16 protein-coding genes are annotated in these 16,558 nt (G+C 59.6%); 10 read left to right on the forward strand and 6 right to left on the reverse strand.

Features of this window, described 5'->3' with window-relative positions:
- Positions 1–19 precede the first annotated feature (19 nt).
- The 5 genes from BK662_RS32540 to BK662_RS32560 all read left to right on the forward strand — a co-directional run bounded on the left by BK662_RS32540 (position 20) and on the right by BK662_RS32560 (position 5,410).
- Complete coding sequence (locus BK662_RS32540) at positions 20–1,117, forward strand: polyamine ABC transporter substrate-binding protein (RefSeq protein ID WP_123360983.1); 1,098 nt, start codon at positions 20–22, stop codon at positions 1,115–1,117.
- Positions 1,118–1,304: 187 nt separating this feature from the next.
- Positions 1,305–2,402 (forward strand): polyamine ABC transporter substrate-binding protein, encoded by a 1,098-nt coding sequence (locus tag BK662_RS32545; RefSeq protein WP_123360984.1) that lies wholly within the window; start codon positions 1,305–1,307, stop codon positions 2,400–2,402.
- A gap of 61 nt (positions 2,403–2,463) precedes the next feature.
- Positions 2,464–3,606, forward strand: coding sequence for an ABC transporter ATP-binding protein (locus BK662_RS32550; RefSeq protein WP_123360985.1), 1,143 nt, complete (start codon positions 2,464–2,466; stop codon positions 3,604–3,606).
- A gap of 35 nt (positions 3,607–3,641) precedes the next feature.
- Positions 3,642–4,523 (forward strand): ABC transporter permease subunit, encoded by an 882-nt coding sequence (locus BK662_RS32555; RefSeq protein ID WP_177319477.1) that lies wholly within the window; start codon positions 3,642–3,644, stop codon positions 4,521–4,523.
- On the forward strand, positions 4,520–5,410 hold the full coding sequence (locus BK662_RS32560) for an ABC transporter permease subunit (protein ID WP_123360987.1): 891 nt from the start codon (positions 4,520–4,522) through the stop codon (positions 5,408–5,410). The genes BK662_RS32555 and BK662_RS32560 overlap by 4 nt, the downstream gene beginning before the upstream one ends.
- Before the next feature lie 139 nt (positions 5,411–5,549).
- Here the strand turns inward: BK662_RS32560 and BK662_RS32565 are convergent, their stop codons facing one another.
- Complete coding sequence (locus tag BK662_RS32565; RefSeq protein WP_123360988.1) at positions 5,550–6,191, reverse strand: HD domain-containing protein; 642 nt, start codon at positions 6,189–6,191, stop codon at positions 5,550–5,552.
- Between the two features lie 269 nt (positions 6,192–6,460).
- On the opposite strand from BK662_RS32565, the gene BK662_RS32570 reads away from it, so the two are divergent.
- A complete protein-coding gene (locus BK662_RS32570; protein WP_123360989.1) occupies positions 6,461–7,426 on the forward strand; it encodes a GlxA family transcriptional regulator in 966 nt (321 codons plus the stop codon).
- A gap of 146 nt (positions 7,427–7,572) precedes the next feature.
- On the opposite strand, the gene BK662_RS32575 is transcribed toward BK662_RS32570, so the two are convergent.
- Together BK662_RS32575 and BK662_RS32580 are read right to left on the reverse strand one after the other, a co-directional pair.
- On the reverse strand, positions 7,573–9,984 hold the full coding sequence (locus BK662_RS32575) for a penicillin acylase family protein (protein ID WP_123360990.1): 2,412 nt from the start codon (positions 9,982–9,984) through the stop codon (positions 7,573–7,575).
- A gap of 103 nt (positions 9,985–10,087) precedes the next feature.
- Entirely contained in the window at positions 10,088–10,666 is a 579-nt protein-coding gene (locus BK662_RS32580; protein ID WP_123360991.1) for a DUF6436 domain-containing protein, read from the reverse strand.
- A gap of 97 nt (positions 10,667–10,763) precedes the next feature.
- On the opposite strand from BK662_RS32580, the gene bipL reads away from it, so the two are divergent.
- Entirely contained in the window at positions 10,764–11,711 is a 948-nt protein-coding gene (gene bipL / locus BK662_RS32585) for a phospholipase BipL (RefSeq protein WP_123360992.1), read from the forward strand.
- Positions 11,712–11,831: 120 nt separating this feature from the next.
- On the opposite strand, the gene BK662_RS32590 is transcribed toward bipL, so the two are convergent.
- A complete protein-coding gene (locus BK662_RS32590; RefSeq protein ID WP_123360993.1) occupies positions 11,832–12,584 on the reverse strand; it encodes a DUF2059 domain-containing protein in 753 nt (250 codons plus the stop codon).
- 133 nt (positions 12,585–12,717) lie between these two features.
- Between BK662_RS32590 and BK662_RS32595 the strand changes: the two genes are divergently transcribed.
- A complete protein-coding gene (locus BK662_RS32595; RefSeq protein ID WP_123360994.1) occupies positions 12,718–13,350 on the forward strand; it encodes a 2OG-Fe(II) oxygenase in 633 nt (210 codons plus the stop codon).
- Between the two features lie 2 nt (positions 13,351–13,352).
- Positions 13,353–13,838, forward strand: a complete 486-nt coding sequence (locus BK662_RS32600; protein WP_123360995.1) for a 2-thiouracil desulfurase family protein — start codon at positions 13,353–13,355, stop codon at positions 13,836–13,838.
- Positions 13,839–13,963: 125 nt separating this feature from the next.
- On the opposite strand, the gene BK662_RS32605 is transcribed toward BK662_RS32600, so the two are convergent.
- The gene (locus BK662_RS32605; RefSeq protein ID WP_123360996.1) at positions 13,964–14,551 is read right to left on the reverse strand and encodes a transporter substrate-binding domain-containing protein; all 588 of its coding nucleotides are present in this window, start codon (positions 14,549–14,551) and stop codon (positions 13,964–13,966) included.
- Between the two features lie 135 nt (positions 14,552–14,686).
- On the opposite strand from BK662_RS32605, the gene BK662_RS32610 reads away from it, so the two are divergent.
- On the forward strand, positions 14,687–15,112 hold the full coding sequence (locus BK662_RS32610) for a DUF4399 domain-containing protein (RefSeq protein ID WP_123360997.1): 426 nt from the start codon (positions 14,687–14,689) through the stop codon (positions 15,110–15,112).
- 63 nt (positions 15,113–15,175) lie between these two features.
- Here BK662_RS32610 and serA read toward each other — a convergent pair whose 3' ends face one another.
- Complete coding sequence (gene serA, locus BK662_RS32615) at positions 15,176–16,405, reverse strand: phosphoglycerate dehydrogenase (RefSeq protein ID WP_007897715.1); 1,230 nt, start codon at positions 16,403–16,405, stop codon at positions 15,176–15,178.
- Positions 16,406–16,558: the final 153 nt, after the last annotated feature.

Here is a 16,558-nt window from a genome sequence, read left to right on the forward strand (position 1 = left end):
ACCCATGAAGGCATTAGGTATGAAGATAGCTGGCAAGACCCTCCTCGCCATGTCCCTGATGGGCGTGATGGCGGGTGCCGTTCAGGCTGACGACAAGGTGCTGCACGTGTACAACTGGTCCGATTACATCGCACCGGATACCGTCAAGAAGTTCGAAGCCGAGTCGGGTATCAAAGTTGTCTACGACGTGTTCGACAGTAACGAAACCCTTGAAGCCAAGTTGCTGGCGGGCAAGTCCGGCTACGACATCGTTGTGCCGTCGAACAACTTCCTGGCCAAGCAGATCAAGGCCGGCGTCTACCAGAAGCTGGACAAGTCCAAGCTGCCTAACTGGAAAAACCTGAACACGGACCTGCTTAAAGCGGTATCGGTGAGCGACCCGGGTAACGAACACGCGTTCCCTTACATGTGGGGTTCGATCGGTATCGGTTTCAACGCCGAGAAGGTCAAGGCTGCACTGGGTGCCGATGCGCCAACCAACTCCTGGGACTTGCTGTTCAAACCTGAAAACGCTGCCAAGTTGAAGTCGTGCGGTATCAGCTTCCTCGATTCGCCAACCGAGATGATTCCGGTGGCGTTGCATTACCTGGGCTATCCAACCGACAGCCAGGACAAGAAACAACTGGCTGAAGCCGAAGCGCTGTTCCTGAAGATTCGTCCTTCGGTGGGCTACTTCCACTCGTCCAAGTACATCTCCGACCTGGCCAACGGCAACATCTGCGTCGCCGTGGGTTACTCGGGTGACATCTACCAGGCCAAGTCTCGCGCGGCTGAAGCCGGTGACAAGGTGAAAGTCAGCTACAACATTCCGAAAGAAGGTGCCGGCAGCTTCTACGACATGGTCGCCATCCCTAAAGATGCCGAAAACGTCGAAGGCGCCTACAAGTTCATGACCTTCCTGCAGAAGCCGGAAATCATGGCTGAAATCACCAATGCCGTGCGTTTCCCGAACGGTAACGCGGCGTCTACCGCACTGGTTGATAAAGAAATCACCAGTGATCCAGGCATCTACCCGCCAGCAGAAGTGTTGGCCAAGCTGTACGCGATTGCCGACTTGCCGGCCGCGACCCAGCGGATCCTGACTCGCAGCTGGACCAAGATCAAATCCGGTAAATAAGCCGATTTGAGGCAACTACCTGTTGCCGTCGTCGCGCGACGGCGGCAACAGGAATAATTAAATGACAGAAAGTTTTGCTGGAACGGTTTTTCGGGGGTAAGTTGCGCGCCGGTTTTGTTGCCAGGCAGCCATGGCTGTCATGTAACGCGGGGCAACTTGGGCCCAACTAATTTTAGAGGACCTCCACTTGCCTATTTTTTCTTTGTTGCGCAATGCCCTGCTGGTCGGCGCCGGGCTGACACTGGCTGTCAGTGTTCAGGCCGCTGGCACAGTGCATATTTATAATTGGTCGGACTACATCGGTGAAACCACCCTGGCCGACTTCCAGAAAGAAACCGGTATCAAGCCGGTGTATGACGTATTCGATTCCAACGAAACCCTGGAAGGCAAGTTGCTGGCCGGGCGTACCGGTTATGACGTGGTCGTGCCGTCCAACCACTTTCTTGGCAAGCAGATCAAGGCCGGGGCTTTTCAGAAGCTCGACAAATCGAAGCTGACCAACTATTCCAACCTCGACCCGGTGCTGCTCAAGCGCCTGGAGCAGAACGATCCGGGCAACCAGTACGCCGTGCCGTATCTGTGGGGCACCAACGGCATCGGTTACAACGTCGACAAGGTCAAGGCGGTGCTGGGCCTCGACAAGATCGATTCCTGGGATGTGGTGTTCGAGCCGCAGAACATCAAGAAGCTGCACAGCTGTGGTGTGGCGTTCCTCGACTCCGCCGATGAAATGATGCCCACGGTCCTCAACTACATGGGCCTGAACGCCAACAGCACCAACCCTGAAGACTACAAAAAGGCTGAAGCCAAGTTGCTGGCAGTACGGCCTTATGTGACGTATTTCCACTCATCCAAATACATCGCGGACCTGGCCAACGGTGATATCTGCGTGGCGATCGGTTTCTCCGGCGATATGTTCCAGGCCAAGGCCCGCGCGGCTGAAGCCGGCAAAGGCATGAACATCGCCTACTCGATTCCAAAAGAGGGCGGCGCGCTCTGGTTCGACATGCTGGCAATCCCCAAGGATGCCGCCAACGCCAAAGAAGCCCATGCCTTCATCAACTATTTGCTGAAACCCGAGGTGATCGCCCAGGTCAGCGATTCCGTAGGCTACGCCAACCCGAACCCCGGGTCGGACAAACTGATGGAACAGTCCATACGCACCGACGCATCGGTATATCCACCGCAAGCGGTCCTCGACAAGACGTACGTATCCATCGAGTTGCCACCGAACATTCAACGTTTGATGACGCGCAGTTGGACCAAGGTCAAGTCGGGCAAATAGCTTCAAACTATCCAGGTTCGCCACGTTGAGCGAACTGCAAATTCTGTTGGGAGTTTCGTAAATGGCAGTTGCCTCCGGCGCCTATAAGAAAGCCCTCGAGGGCGACCAGACACCTAAACAGGTGTTGGTCAAAATCGACCGGGTCACCAAAAAGTTCGACGAGACGATTGCCGTGGACGACGTGTCCCTGGAAATCAAGAAAGGCGAAATTTTCGCCTTGCTCGGCGGCTCGGGTTCGGGCAAATCCACCTTGCTGCGGATGCTGGCAGGTTTTGAACGGCCCACGGAGGGGCGCATTTATCTCGACGGCGTCGACATCACGGAGATGCCGCCGTACGAGCGGCCGATCAACATGATGTTCCAGTCCTACGCCTTGTTCCCGCACATGACGGTTGCGCAGAACATCGCCTTCGGCCTCAAGCAGGACAAGCTTCCCGCCGCTGAAGTCGATGCACGCGTGGCCGACATGCTCAAGCTGGTGCAGATGAGCGAATATGCCAAGCGCAAGCCCCATCAATTGTCCGGTGGTCAGCGTCAGCGTGTGGCGCTTGCACGTTCGTTGGCCAAGCGGCCGAAGCTGTTGCTGCTCGACGAACCGATGGGCGCGCTGGACAAGAAACTGCGTTCGCAAATGCAGCTGGAACTGGTCGAGATCATCGAGCGGGTCGGCGTGACCTGCGTGATGGTGACCCACGACCAGGAAGAGGCCATGACCATGGCCGAGCGCATCGCGATCATGCACCTGGGCTGGATCGCCCAGATCGGCAGCCCGATCGACATCTACGAAACCCCGACCAGTCGTCTGGTCTGCGAGTTCATCGGCAACGTCAACATTTTCGACGGTGAAGTGATCGACGACGCCGAAGGCCACGCGACCATCACCTGCAAGGACCTGGACCGGCAGATTTATGTGGGCCACGGCATCAGCACTTCGGTGCAGGACAAGTCCGTGACTTACGCGATCCGTCCGGAAAAACTGCTGGTGACGTCGACCATGCCGACCTGCGAGTACAACTGGTCCAGCGGCAAAGTGCATGACATCGCCTACCTCGGTGGCCACTCGGTGTTCTACGTCGAGCTGCCGAGCGGCAAGATCGTCCAGTCGTTCGTCGCCAACGCCGAGCGCCGCGGCCAGCGCCCAACCTGGGGTGACCAGGTTTACGTGTACTGGGAAGACGACAGCGGCGTGGTACTTCGCTCATGAACATGCGCAAATTCAAACGCCGGCTCAATCGAATAATTCCCGGTGGCCGTCAGCTGGTCATCGGGGTTCCGTTCATTTGGCTGTTCATGTTCTTCATGTTGCCGTTCTTCATCGTTCTGAAGATCAGCTTCGCCGAAGCCGACGTGGCCATTCCGCCGTACACCGAGATCTATAGTTTCATCGACCAGAAGCTCCAGGTGCTGCTTAACCTGAGCAATTACGCGATGCTCGGCGACGACGAGTTGTACATCGCCGCTTACCTCGGCTCGTTGAAGATGGCGCTGATCAGCACCGTCCTCTGTTTGCTGATCGGCTACCCGATGGCCTACGCCATTGCCAGCGCCCGCAAAGAGCTGCAAACGGTGCTGGTGCTGCTGATCATGATGCCGACCTGGACGGCGATCCTGATCCGCGTGTATGCGTGGATGGGCATCCTCAGCAACAACGGGCTGCTTAACGGCTTTTTGATGAGCATGGGCTGGATCGACGAGCCGCTGCAGATCCTCAACACCAACCTCGCGGTCTATATCGGGGTCGTTTATTCCTATCTGCCGTTCATGATCCTGCCGCTCTACGCCAACCTGGTCAAACACGACACCAGCCTGCTGGAAGCCGCTTCGGACCTCGGTTCGAGCACCTTCAACAGTTTCTGGAAGATCACCGTGCCGCTGTCGAAAAACGGCATCATCGCCGGCTGCATGCTGGTGTTCATCCCGGTGGTGGGTGAGTTCGTGATCCCGGAACTGCTCGGCGGTCCGGAAACCCTGATGATCGGTAAAGTGCTCTGGCAAGAGTTCTTCAACAACCGTGACTGGCCGGTGGCATCAGCGCTTGCGGTGGTGATGCTGGCGATCCTGATTGTACCGATCATCCTGTTCAACCGTAGCCAAGCCAAAGAGATGGAGGGCAAGGAATGAAGCGCTTCCGTTTCTCAATTTTCATGCTGGTAGCGGGTTTGCTGTTCATCTACGCGCCGATGCTGATCCTGGTGATCTACTCGTTCAACGCCTCGAAGCTGGTGACGGTGTGGGGCGGCTGGTCGATCAAGTGGTACGTGGGGTTGATGGACAACACCCAACTGATGGGCTCGGTGGTGCGCTCGCTGGAAATCGCCTGCTACACGGCGATTGCAGCAGTGGCACTGGGGACGCTGGCGGCCTTCGTGCTGACCCGTATCACCCATTTCAAGGGCCGCACGCTGTTCGGTGGTCTGGTCACCGCGCCGCTGGTGATGCCGGAAGTGATCACCGGTCTGTCGCTGTTGCTGCTGTTCGTGGCCATGGCGCAGATGATCGGTTGGCCACAGGAGCGCGGCATCGTCACCATCTGGATCGCTCACACCACCTTCTGTGCCGCGTATGTGGCGGTGGTGGTGTCGGCGCGCTTGCGTGAGCTGGACCTGTCCATCGAAGAGGCAGCCATGGACCTTGGTGCGCGACCGTGGAAGGTGTTCTTCCTGATCACCATTCCGATGATCGCGCCATCGCTGGCGGCGGGGGGCATGATGTCGTTTGCCTTGTCACTGGATGACCTGGTGCTGGCGAGCTTCGTGTCCGGTCCAGGTTCCACGACCTTGCCGATGGAAGTGTTCTCGGCGGTGCGCCTGGGCGTGAAGCCCGAGATCAACGCCGTGGCCAGCCTGATTCTGCTGGCGGTGTCGCTGGTGACGTTCCTGGTCTGGTACTTCAGCCGTCGTGCCGAAGAAATTCGCAAGCGTGCGATCCAGCAAGCCATCGAAGAAGGCGCCGCCGATTCCTGGAAACAACCGGACGTGCGCCGGGCGCAGGCGCCGGAAGCGGCTTGAGCCTGATGCCGGGTTGACCACGTCTGTGTGGCCAACCACAGATCCAATGTGGGAGCGAGCCTGCTCGCGATAGCATCACCTCGGTATCTTAGTTGCACCGAGTTGCCTGCATCGCGAGCAGGCTCGCTCCCACAAAGGGTCAAGCGACCCAAGGTGATTTGCGGATGATCTCGACGAAGTTCATCGGCTTGAAGCCCGGCTCGCTGTCCATCAGTACATCCGCGTTCACGGTGCCAAAAGTGCTGTCCGGCTTATGTTTGAAGCCGTTGGCGAACGCACACAGAATGCACTCCTTGAACCCTTCACCCCGTGGATGCGCATGCACCACTGCGTCACGCTGTACGGTGGAAAACGCCGCGTAGTCGATGCCCAGCACATCCATCTCGACGCCGGCCGTCACCAGCGCCACGTTGGGACGCAAGTGTTGCGGCACGCCCGGTGTGGTGTGCAGGGCGATCGACAGCCATACCTGTTCGATATCGTCGTCAGACAAACCGTAGGGTTTGAGGAACGCTTTCGCCGCGTTGGCACTGTCGACTTCGAAGCGCTCGTCATCGCTGCGGTGACCTTCCACCAGACCCAAGTCATGAAACATCGCACCGACGTAAAGCAGCTCCGGGTCGTAGGCCAACTGCTTGCGCTCACCGCTCAAGGCGCCGAACAGAAACACCCGGCGTGAGTGGTGGAACAGCAGGTCGGGCTCGACGTCGCGAATGTATTCAGTGGTGGCCCTGGCCAATGCGCTGTCGGGGATTTTGACGCCGGCGATGATGCTGCTCATGGTGCTTTCCTCATGGGGAACGCCGTGGCGGCGCTGATGGGGTCAGTCTGTTCGGGCTGCCGAAACCGGACAATCGATGCATGGCTGCGATCCCGGCCAATGAGCCTGCATATCGCGCCAACCTCGCTTGTTGGGTTTGGATTGGCTAGGGTTGATGGTGACCAGCCAGAAAAGATCGCAGCCTTCGGCAGCTCCTACAGGTGTACGCAAATCCCATGTAGGAGCTGCCGAAGGCTGCGATCTTTTCAATTTGAAGGTGAACTTGAACCATGCACAAAACCGTCGCCATCGTCATTTTCCCAGGCGTCCAGTCACTGGACGTCACCGGCCCCATGGATGTGTTTTCCGAAGCCAATCGTTTCCTGGCCCCGCAGGATCACTATCGGCTGGAGGTGATCGGTGTCGAGCATGGGGTGATGGCGTGCTCCAACGGTTTGTCACTCAATGCCCACCGGCATTTCAGTGAAGCGCTGGAAACTTATGACTTGCTGTTGGTGGCGGGCGGGCCGCAGTTGCCGTTCATGAATTTTGGCGCGGTGTTCGATGCCTGGCTGCGCGACGCCTGCGCGCGGGCGCAACGTTTTGGGTCGATCTGCAATGGCGCCTTCATGCTCGCCCGGGCCGGATTGCTCGACGGGCGAACAGTCACCACCCATTGGGGCGATGCCGCGGCGCTGGCGCAGCTGTGCCCGTCGACTCAGGTCGAAGCTGATCGCTTGTATGTGCAGGACGGCGAGCTTTACACCTCGGCCGGGGTTACGGCGGGGATTGATTTGTCGCTGTATCTGCTGGCCCGGGATCACGGGCCGGACGTGGCACTCAGCGTGGCCAAGCGGCTGGTGGTGTTCACTCAGCGCTCGGGCGGGCAATCGCAGTTCAGTCCGTTCCTCACGCCCCATGCCGAACCGACTTCGGCGGTGGCGCTGGTCCAGCTCTACGTGTTGGCCAACCTCAATGGCGACTTGACCATTGCTGATCTGGCCAACGCCGCCAACATGAGCTCGCGCAACTTTTCCCGGGTGTTTGCCAAGGAGGCGAAAATCACCCCGGCTGAATTCGTCGAGCGGGCGAGGGTGGATGCGGCGCGGGTGATGCTCGAAAGCACCCAAGCGCCGCTGAAAACCGTGGCGTATCAGTGTGGGTTTCGCGATGCCCAGCACATGCGCAGTGTGTTCAACCGCAGGCTGGGGGTGACACCGCAGCAGTTCAGGTTGAATTTTGCGGTGATGGTTTAGCGGCAATTTGTGTTGCTTGTGAGGGCCTCATCGCGAGCAGGCTCGCTCCCACAAGGGATCTCCAGCGAACACAAATTTTGTGTATGCCACAGAATCCTGTGGGAGCGAGCCTGCTCGCGATGAGGCCCGCCGGGCCAACAAAAAATCTACTGCGCAGCCCGCGCTGGCAACAGCTTCAAAGTACTACGGGTATTGGCCGTCACTTCTTCATCATTGAAATGCGCCTGGTAATAAACCCCTTCGATATACGCCTCGGCCTGATCGGCATAGTGGTTGTCGAACGGCACGCCGCTCTGGCCGACCGGGTTGATGGTCAGGCTGTGGGCGGGGTCGGCGAAGTCGATCAGCCGCCGCGTCGACGGGCCGTAAGTCACAGGCCACGGCGCCGGGCCGATCTTGGCCGAGAGGTTGTTCGGCACTTCGTGGGTGCCGGGCGCCGCGAATGGCCCGACGTTGAAGATGCGGTCCAGCGGTTTCTGCATCCCTAGCGGATGGCCGTGAGTCAGGGTGTGCGCCTTGCCCCACTGCCATTGTGTGGAATCGGCGGCCAGGGTTGTCTTGAGGTGAGCCATGCTCGCTTGCCAGGCAACCTTGACCGTATCGGCGCGGGTTTCCTTGCCGGGGGTGTTGCGGTTGTCCCACCACGGTGAGTCGGCGGAGGCAGCCAGACGCGGCAGTGCGGCATCGATCACCCGAGTCGGGAGCAGCGTTTCGAAGAAGTCATTGCCCAGTTCATCGCGCATCGCCGCGTCGGCAAGGTTGAACAAGAACTGGTTGAACAGCGTGGCGCTGATGGAGTCCAGCGGGTAATCGCCGCTCCACTGCGCCAGTTGCTCCACCCGTTTGAGCTCGGCGGGATCGCTCACCACTTCACGCAGTACCGGCAGCAACGGCGCCAGCAAACGCGGACCGTAGTCGGTGGTGGTGCCCAGTTGCAGCTTCTGGTTGGAGTCGTTGTCCCACTTCACGTTCTTGTCGCTGAGTTGACGATTGAGCTGCTGACCGCGATCGGCGAGGTTGTAGTAACCGGGAATTTCCATGCCGGTCGGCGACACCGGTTGGAAGTTGGCCGAGACGATATAGCCCCGCGCCGGGTTCTCTTCCTGTGGGTTGGCGCTGAACGGGTAAAACCCTTCCTTGTCTGCCTGAGGGGTGCTGCCGTCGAGGATGAAACCGGGCTTCACCCCGGCCGGGCGCTTGGGCAGCAGCGCCGAGGCCCACCAACCGATGTCGCCCTTGGCGTTGGCGTAGACGATGTTCAACCCCGGAGCCTGAACCTTGGCCGACGCGGCGCGAGCCTTGGCCAGGGTGTCGGCGCGGTTGAGCTGGTAGAAGCCGTCGAGGATCGGATTCGGCGTCTCGAGGAAGGCCCACCACATGGCGACTGGTGTCTTGCCGGCGGCAGTGCCGAGCGCATCGTTGATGATCGGGCCGTGGGGCGACTGGCGCAGGTTCAGCGTGACCGGTGACTGGCCTTTGACCGCGATCTGTTGTTCGGTGTTGACCATCTCGACCCACTGGCCGCGATACCAGACCTGATTCGGGTTGTCCGGGTTGACCTTCTCGGCGATCAAGTCCAGATCGTCGTTCTGGAACATGGTCAGGCTCCAGCCGAAGTCCAGGTTGTGGCCGAGAAACGCAAACGGCACCAGCGCCTGATGGTAGCCATAAAGTTCGAAGCCCGGCGCCGACAGGTGCGCTTCGTACCACACCGACGGCACCGAGAAGCGAATGTGCGGGTCACCGGCCAGCAGCGGCTTGCCGCTTTTGCTGCGGTTGCCGGAAATCACCCAGGCATTGCTGCCTTCGAATTGTGGCAGGCCATTGTCGGCCAGCGCCTGCTCACTCAAACGGGCGAGGGCGTTCAGACCCTTCCAGTCATTGGTGGTGAGGGCCGGCGCAGGGTTGGCGCGCCCTTTGGCCAGCACGCCCTTGGGCTGCCAGTCGAGATCGAAGATGTTCAGGTACTCGGCGCCCAGTTGGTCGCGCACGTAAGTCAGCAACGGTTCGGTGCGAAACGCCGCGGCAAAGCTGTAGGCCATGTAGCCGGCGATGCTGATGCTGTCTTCGGCGGTGAAAGGGCGCTTGGGGATCCCCAGCACATCGAACTCGACCGGCGCAGCGTGGCTGTCCTGATATTGATTGATGCCGTCCAGATAGGCTTGCAGAGCCTTCCACGCCGGCGACTGACGATCCAGCGCGGCCACGTAGCTTTCAGCCCGTTCGCGGATGCGCAGGCTGCGAAACAGTTTGTCGGTGTCGATCAGTTTCGGGCCGAGGACTTCGGCCAATTCGCCACGGGCCAGGCGCCGCATGGCTTCCATCTGGAACAGTCGGTCCTGGGCATGTACATAGCCGAGGGCGCGGTAGAGGTCGGTTTCGTTTTCGGCACGGATATGCGGCACGCCGCGCACGTCGTAGCGCACGGTCACCGAACCTTGCAGGTGCTGCAACTCCACCTGGCCCTGGCGCGTCGGTTGCTTGCTGTACACATACCAGCCGCCCCCGGCGACGAGTACGACGATCAGCAAGGCAAGTACGGTCAGGACGCGTTTCATGGTGACTCCTTGTTCTGTCGGGATTGCTGCCTGTGTAGGCTGCAAACGTGTAGCACAGACCTCCTGTGCCGGGCATCGCGGTCCTGGAAAAGTCGGGAATGCCTTATTTGATCTCCGCAGGCCACGGGCAGTAGCAACCCACCGCCAGCGTATGGGTGGCGTTCACCGCCCGACCTTCATTCAGTGCTTGCAGAATGGGCTCGATAAAACTGTTGCTCGAATTGCAGGTCAGGCCTTCGCTGTACGGACCGAAATACGCCAGCCTGCCACTGCGGTCCCAGATCGCTACCGCCGGGCTGGCAGGGATCTGTTCGGAACCTGGCAGGACAGTAATGGTTTTAAGGCGGCTCAAGGTGCCGGGCAACTGACCGTGGCTGCCGGATTTTTGTACCGCGTAGAACTCGACGCCCTGCGGTACATACTGCTCAACCAGTTCGGTCAGGTGTTGTTGGTTGCCGACATTGCACGGGCAGGCCGGGTCCCAGAAGTGCACCAGGCGAATGGCGCCGGGGCCGGCAAGTTCGTCCGGCAGGCGCAATGGGTCGCCGGAGAACACCGCAGTGTGCGAACTGAAGGCGCGCAAGTAACGCCCTTGAAACCAGTCATAGGCGGCCCACAGCAAGCCGGCACACACAAGGGCGAGCAGGCTGGCAAGCAGTGTGGTGCGGTAGGCCGGGCGCATGGGTTTCAATCCTCGAAGGTCGGCTAGCTTGCCATGCTTGCTGCGACAGATGAATATCGCAGGCCCATAAAGTCCGTTTCGCGTTCTGGAATAGCCCATGTCTGTCACTTTCGACCCCGATCATTTGCGTGCCAGCCTGCGGCCATTGGCCGAGTGGCTGCCGCTGTCGACGGAAGCCATGGCCTATCAGCATTTTTATGGGCTGGATTTTCCCCGGCGAACCTTGCGCAGTGGCCTGGGGCGTTTCGAGATCGATGGCTATGAAGTGGTCAGCCAGCTCTGGTGGCCCGAGCGGGCGAAGGCGACGCTGTTCCTGTTTCACGGTTTCTACGATCACACCGGGCTCTATCGGCATGTGATCGAGTGGGCGCTGGACCAGGGGTTTGCGGTGATCGCCTGTGACCTGCCGGGGCATGGCCTGTCCAGTGGCGAACGGGCGAGCATCAAGGACTTCGCCGAGTATCAGAGCACCCTGCAAGGGCTGTTGGCCGAGGCGCAATCGCTGGGCCTTCCGCAGCCCTGGCACTTATGCGGGCAAAGCACCGGCGGGGCGATCGTGATCGATCATGTGCTCAATCAGGGCGCGAACAGTCCCGCTCAAGGGCAGGTGATTCTGCTGTCGCCACTGGTGCGGCCGAGAGCCTGGGGCTGGTCGCAGCTCAGTTATTACTTGCTCAAGCCGTTCGTCAAAGGCATCGCCCGGCGTTTCAGCGAGAACTCCAACGACCCTGACTTCCTGGCGTTCCTGCAAGCCGATCCGCTGCAGCCGCTGCGTTTGCCAACGGCCTGGGTCGGTGCGCTGGGGCGGTGGATCAAGCGCATCGAAGCGGCACCGCGCAGCCCACGGCGGCCGCTGATCGTGCAGGGGCAGGCGGACATGACCGTGGATTGGAAGCACAACCTTGACGTATTGCGGGGTAAGTTCGATCGGCCTCAGGTGCTGATGCTGCCTGAGGCACGGCATCATCTGGCGAATGAGACGCCGGGGTTGCGGCAGGAGTATTTCGGGTTTTTGAGCAAGCGGATGAAGGGGCGGAATCTTTAGCGGCCATTGCGACCCCATCGCGAGCAGGCTCGCTCCCACATTAGACCGTGTCTGTCTGGGTAACCCGGTCAACTGTGGGAGCGAGCCTGCTCGCGATAGCGATCTACCAGTCGCTGCAGATTATTGGGTAAGGCTCGACGTACTCTGCCCCACCGCCAACCCCGCCCGAATCGCCGCCAATGCCGCTTGGTAGTAAGCCTTGCCTTCAATGGACTCGGCAAAAGTCGCGAACTCTTCCAGTTCGTCATCCGACAGGTCGCGATAGACATACAGCAGCGTGTTGTTCAGGTCGGCGCCGATCTGCTCCATCAGGCGCTGGCGCTGGCCGTTCAACATGTCTTGAGCCTGGCCGCCGCCGAGCAGGCCGGGGATCATCGAGCTCAGGCTGTCGGCCGCCACACCCGCGATCGCCAGGCTGACTTCAGCGCCAGCCTCGCGAGCGGGCAGGGCCTGGGCGAGGTGGCCGATGATGAGTTGACGGGTATCGCTGGCCTGAATTTTCGGCAAGCCCTTGGCGTTTTTCGCCAATTGGTCGCGACGGGTCGCCAGCAGTTCGGCGGCAACGATTTTCTTGCCCAGGGGCGATTGAAAGAAGGTCAGCGCAGGTTTCGGATCTATGAGCTTCTTGCGCAGCTGTGCTTCGGCACGCTGATCCATGGCTTTGGGAGCAAAGCGCTGATTGCTGTTGTTGACCAGGGCCTGAAACACCGCCGGCGGCAGGCTGTTTTGGTAACGCTGTTGAGCAGTGGAGAGAGCATCGTTGAAATGCGCGCGTTGTTCTGGCCAACCGGCGACCTTGTACAACTGGTCGTGGCCGTCCGCCCAAGCGGGCAAAATGCAGAACATCAGCAGTGAAAAAAGCAAACGGCGCATAGGGACTCCTGTCAGCAGTCGACTATTCTCCGTGTGGCATTCGTACTTGTCGAGAATTCGTATCAGGTTGAGTGCCTTATCCGACCAATCCTCCGCTGCGTGGCTCTGTCGGATTTGCGGGCACAGGAATACTATGCGTGCCATGCAAATATCCTCTGATCATCCACTGCTGTTACGTATCGTCGACGACCTGGCTGCACGCGGCTGGTCGCAGCAGAATATTTTCCTGCCTCTGGATCTGACCCAGGCCCTGGCGGCCGAGTGCCGCAAACGTGCCGTGGAGGGCGAGCTCGCCCCTGCCGCCGTGGGGCGCGGACCGTTTTCGGAGATCCGCGAGGGCATTCGTGGCGACCATATCCAGTGGATCGAGCCCGGTCAGGCCGAGGCTTGCGACCGCTATCTGGGGTTGATGGACAGCCTGCGTGAGGCGTTGAATCGTGGTTTGTTTCTGGGCCTGGAGGATTTCGAAAGCCATTTTGCCCTGTACCCGCCCGGCGCTTTCTACCTCAAGCATGTCGACCGTTTCCGCGACGACGACCGGCGCATGGTCTCGGCGGTGATCTACCTCAATGACGGCTGGCTGCCCGCGCATGGCGGTCAATTGCGCATGTACCTGGACAAGGGGGTCGAACACGATGTGGTGCCCACCGGCGGATGCCTGGTGGTGTTCCTGTCGGGCGAAGTCCCCCACGAAGTCCTCCCCGCGACCCGGGATCGCCTGTCGTTGACGGGCTGGTTCCGGCGTCGTGGCAACGAGCCGTTCTGATCATGCAAAAAATTCTGGTAAGCCGCTGTTTGCTCGGTCATCGCGTCCGTTACGACGGCGGCGCCAGTGGGCCATTCAATCTGTTGGAACAATGGATTGCCGAAGGCCGGGTGGTGCCGTTGTGCCCGGAAGTCGCCGGAGGTTTGCCGACGCCAAGGGCCGCGGCGGAGATTCCGGGCGGGCAGGGCGGTGAAGTGCTTGATGGCCGTGCATCGGTCATCACCACCGAGGGCGAGGACGTCAGTGCCGAGTTTCTTTCGGGGGCTTATCAGGCGCTGGAACTGGTGCAGCAGCACGGCATCCGCATTGCCGTGCTCAAGGCCAATAGCCCGTCTTGCGGGAATCTGTTGACCTATGACGGGACGTTCAGTGGCGTGAAGATCAGTGGCGAGGGTGTCACCGCGGCATTGCTCAGGCGCAATGGCGTTCAGGTTTTCAGCGAACTGGAGTTGGCCGAAGCGGCGACAGTTCTGGCAACCCTGAACTAACGACCTGCCCAAAACCCATGTGGGAGCGGGCTTGCTCGCGAATGAGGGAGTGTCAGTCGACATCAATGTTGCCTGACACACCGCATTCGCGAGCAAGCCCGCTCCCACATTAAATCTTCAGTGCCTTAGGGTTTCGGCGCCACACTCGTATCCGCCCCGAACCACTTCTGCGACAACGCTTCCAATCGCCCATCTCCCTTGATCCGCTGCAAGGCGTTTTCGAGGCTGGCGTGAAATGCCGGGTTACCTTTCTGAAACGGAATCGCCAGGCTCACCGGCGGACCGGCCTTCGGTTCTTCTTCCTTCAGCGTTTGTACCAACACCAGCGGTCGCGGCTGCTCTTCTTTCTGCGCGAGCAATTGCGCATCCGCGTAGCTGTAAGGTTCGGTGAAGTCGAAACGATCCTTAAGGTCCGGGGTCTGTGCTACGTGATTGATGGCCACGTCGTACTTGCCGCTTTCGACGCCGGCCAACAGATCGCCGGAATCGGTGACGACGAAGTCGGCCCGTACATCCAGCTCACCGGCCAGCAGTTGACCCAACTCGACTTCGAAGCCGGTCAGTTTGTCGTCATCCTTGAAATTGAAGGGCGGTGTATTAGCCTCAAGGGCAATGCGCAATTCGCCACGGTCGTTTACATCGTCCATCAGTTCGGCATGAGCCAAAGGGCTCAAAAGGGGCAGCAGGCAGATCAGGCCAGGCAAAAAGCGCATGGTCACTCCTTTGAATTCATTTATCGCGACGCGCTGTTCAGGCTCGCTTTGCTATGGTTGTCGTGTGCCTTCGACAACGAATGGCCGTGAAGTTGTCACGGTCGAGCGAATTTTACGGAAAAACTGGAGAAGAGAATGAAAAGCTTTATGTCACGTGCAGCGTTGGCTGGCCTGTTGCTGAGTGCATCGATGCTGGCAACGGCTACTACACCGGCTCCCAAAGGTGCAGGAGTGTCCATCGTTTCTCCTGCGGATGGAGCCACGGTTCCGCAAACCGTCATCGTCAAGTTCGCTGTCGAGAACATTGCGCTCGCGCCTGCGGGCGATGTCACCAAAAACACCGGCCATCACCACTTGCTGATCGATGTCGATAAACTGCCAGCCGCCGGTGCACCGATCCCCAACGATGCCAACCATCTGCACTTCGGCAAGGCGCAGACCCAGGCTGAAGTAAAGCTGACGCCGGGCAAACACACCTTGCAGCTGGAGCTGGGTGATAGCGGCCACATGCCCTTCGATCCGCCTATCGTGTCGGAGAAAATCACCGTCAACGTTAAGTAACATTAGTCACGCCCATGAAAAAGGAGACCCGAAGGTCTCCTTTTTTTGTCACTCAAGTAGCGATCAGAACAACACGCGGCAACGAATAGTGCCGTTGATGTGCTGCAGCTTCTCTTGGGCCATTTCCGAGTATTCGGCATCGACGTCGATCACGACGTAGCCGACTTTCTCGTTGGTCTGCAGGAACTGACCGGAAATGTTGATGCCGTTTTCGGCGAACACCTTGTTGATCTCGCTCATCACACCCGGAATGTTCTCGTGGATGTGCAGCAGGCGGTGCTTGCCAGGGTGAGCCGGGAGGGCCACTTCCGGGAAGTTCACGGACGATACCGAAGTACCGTTGTCGCTGTACTTGACCAGTTTCTCCGCCACTTCCAGACCGATGTTGGCTTGCGCCTCAGCGGTGGAACCACCGATGTGCGGGGTCAGGATCACGTTGTCCAGGCCACGCAGCGGGCTTTCGAACTCTTCTTCGTTGGAGCGCGGCTCCACCGGGAAGACGTCAATGGCCGCGCCGATCAGGTGCTTGTCCTTGATCGCGTCTGCCAGGGCGTCCAGTTCAACAACAGTGCCGCGAGCAGCGTTGATCAGAATGCCGCCCTTCTTGATGGCGCGGATTTCTTTCTCGCCGATCATCCACTGGGTGGCTGCGGTTTCCGGAACGTGCAGGGTGACGATGTCGGACATGCCCAGCAGCTCGTGCAGGTTGCCGACCTGGGTGGCGTTACCCAGTGGCAGCTTGGTCACGGTGTCGTAGAAGTACACCTGCATGCCAAGGCCTTCAGCCAGAACAGACAGTTGAGTACCGATCGAGCCGTAACCGACGATACCCAGTTTCTTGCCGCGGATTTCGAAGGAGTTGGCTGCGCTCTTGATCCAGCCGCCACGGTGGCAGGAAGCGTTCTTCTCAGGAATGCCGCGCAACAACAGGATCGCCTCGGCCAATACCAGCTCGGCTACGGAGCGAGTGTTGGAGTACGGCGCGTTGAATACCGCGATGCCGCGTTCGCGCGCCGCGTTGAGGTCGACCTGGTTGGTGCCGATGCAGAAACAGCCGACAGCCACCAGTTTCTTCGCGTGATCGAAGATCTCTTCGGTCAGTTGAGTGCGGGAGCGAATGCCGATGAAGTGAGCATCAGCAATCTTTTCCTTCAGCTGGGCTTCCGGCAGAGAACCTGTGAGGTACTCGATGCTGGTGTAGCCCGCCGCCTTGAGGACGTCGACAGCCGATTGGTGGACGCCTTCGAGAAGAAGGAACTTGATCTTGCTCTTATCGAGAGAAGTCTTGCTCATCTGCGTAAACCTGTGTCCCGGAGAAAAAAATGGCAGGGAAGGGAGCAGCCAGAGCTGACCCGGACGGCAAGAAAGCCGTCACCGCAGAGCAGCCTTTGGGCACTATCCTGCGGGGTCGGTATGCTAGCATATGCACCCCGCTAAACACTCATT

This window comes from Pseudomonas frederiksbergensis (genome assembly GCF_003732275.1).
GTDB classification, from domain to species: Bacteria; Pseudomonadota; Gammaproteobacteria; order Pseudomonadales; family Pseudomonadaceae; genus Aquipseudomonas; species Aquipseudomonas frederiksbergensis_H.

Excerpts from the sequence above, each read along its gene's own strand:
- BK662_RS32580 (WP_123360991.1), bottom strand. The coding sequence starts at position 10,666 with ATGCGCCCGGCCTACCGCACCACACTGCTTGCCAGCCTGCTCGCCCTT.
- BK662_RS32565 (WP_123360988.1), bottom strand. The coding sequence starts at position 6,191 with ATGAGCAGCATCATCGCCGGCGTCAAAATCCCCGACAGCGCATTGGCC.
- BK662_RS32540 (WP_123360983.1), top strand. The coding sequence starts at position 20 with ATGAAGATAGCTGGCAAGACCCTCCTCGCCATGTCCCTGATGGGCGTG.
- bipL (WP_123360992.1), top strand. The coding sequence starts at position 10,764 with ATGTCTGTCACTTTCGACCCCGATCATTTGCGTGCCAGCCTGCGGCCA.
- BK662_RS32575 (WP_123360990.1), bottom strand. The coding sequence starts at position 9,984 with ATGAAACGCGTCCTGACCGTACTTGCCTTGCTGATCGTCGTACTCGTC.
- BK662_RS32560 (WP_123360987.1), top strand. The coding sequence starts at position 4,520 with ATGAAGCGCTTCCGTTTCTCAATTTTCATGCTGGTAGCGGGTTTGCTG.
- BK662_RS32590 (WP_123360993.1), bottom strand. The coding sequence starts at position 12,584 with ATGCGCCGTTTGCTTTTTTCACTGCTGATGTTCTGCATTTTGCCCGCT.
- BK662_RS32595 (WP_123360994.1), top strand. The coding sequence starts at position 12,718 with ATGCGTGCCATGCAAATATCCTCTGATCATCCACTGCTGTTACGTATC.
- BK662_RS32570 (WP_123360989.1), top strand. The coding sequence starts at position 6,461 with ATGCACAAAACCGTCGCCATCGTCATTTTCCCAGGCGTCCAGTCACTG.
- BK662_RS32605 (WP_123360996.1), bottom strand. The coding sequence starts at position 14,551 with ATGCGCTTTTTGCCTGGCCTGATCTGCCTGCTGCCCCTTTTGAGCCCT.
- BK662_RS32610 (WP_123360997.1), top strand. The coding sequence starts at position 14,687 with ATGAAAAGCTTTATGTCACGTGCAGCGTTGGCTGGCCTGTTGCTGAGT.
- BK662_RS32600 (WP_123360995.1), top strand. The coding sequence starts at position 13,353 with ATGCAAAAAATTCTGGTAAGCCGCTGTTTGCTCGGTCATCGCGTCCGT.
- serA (WP_007897715.1), bottom strand. The coding sequence starts at position 16,405 with ATGAGCAAGACTTCTCTCGATAAGAGCAAGATCAAGTTCCTTCTTCTC.
- BK662_RS32550 (WP_123360985.1), top strand. The coding sequence starts at position 2,464 with ATGGCAGTTGCCTCCGGCGCCTATAAGAAAGCCCTCGAGGGCGACCAG.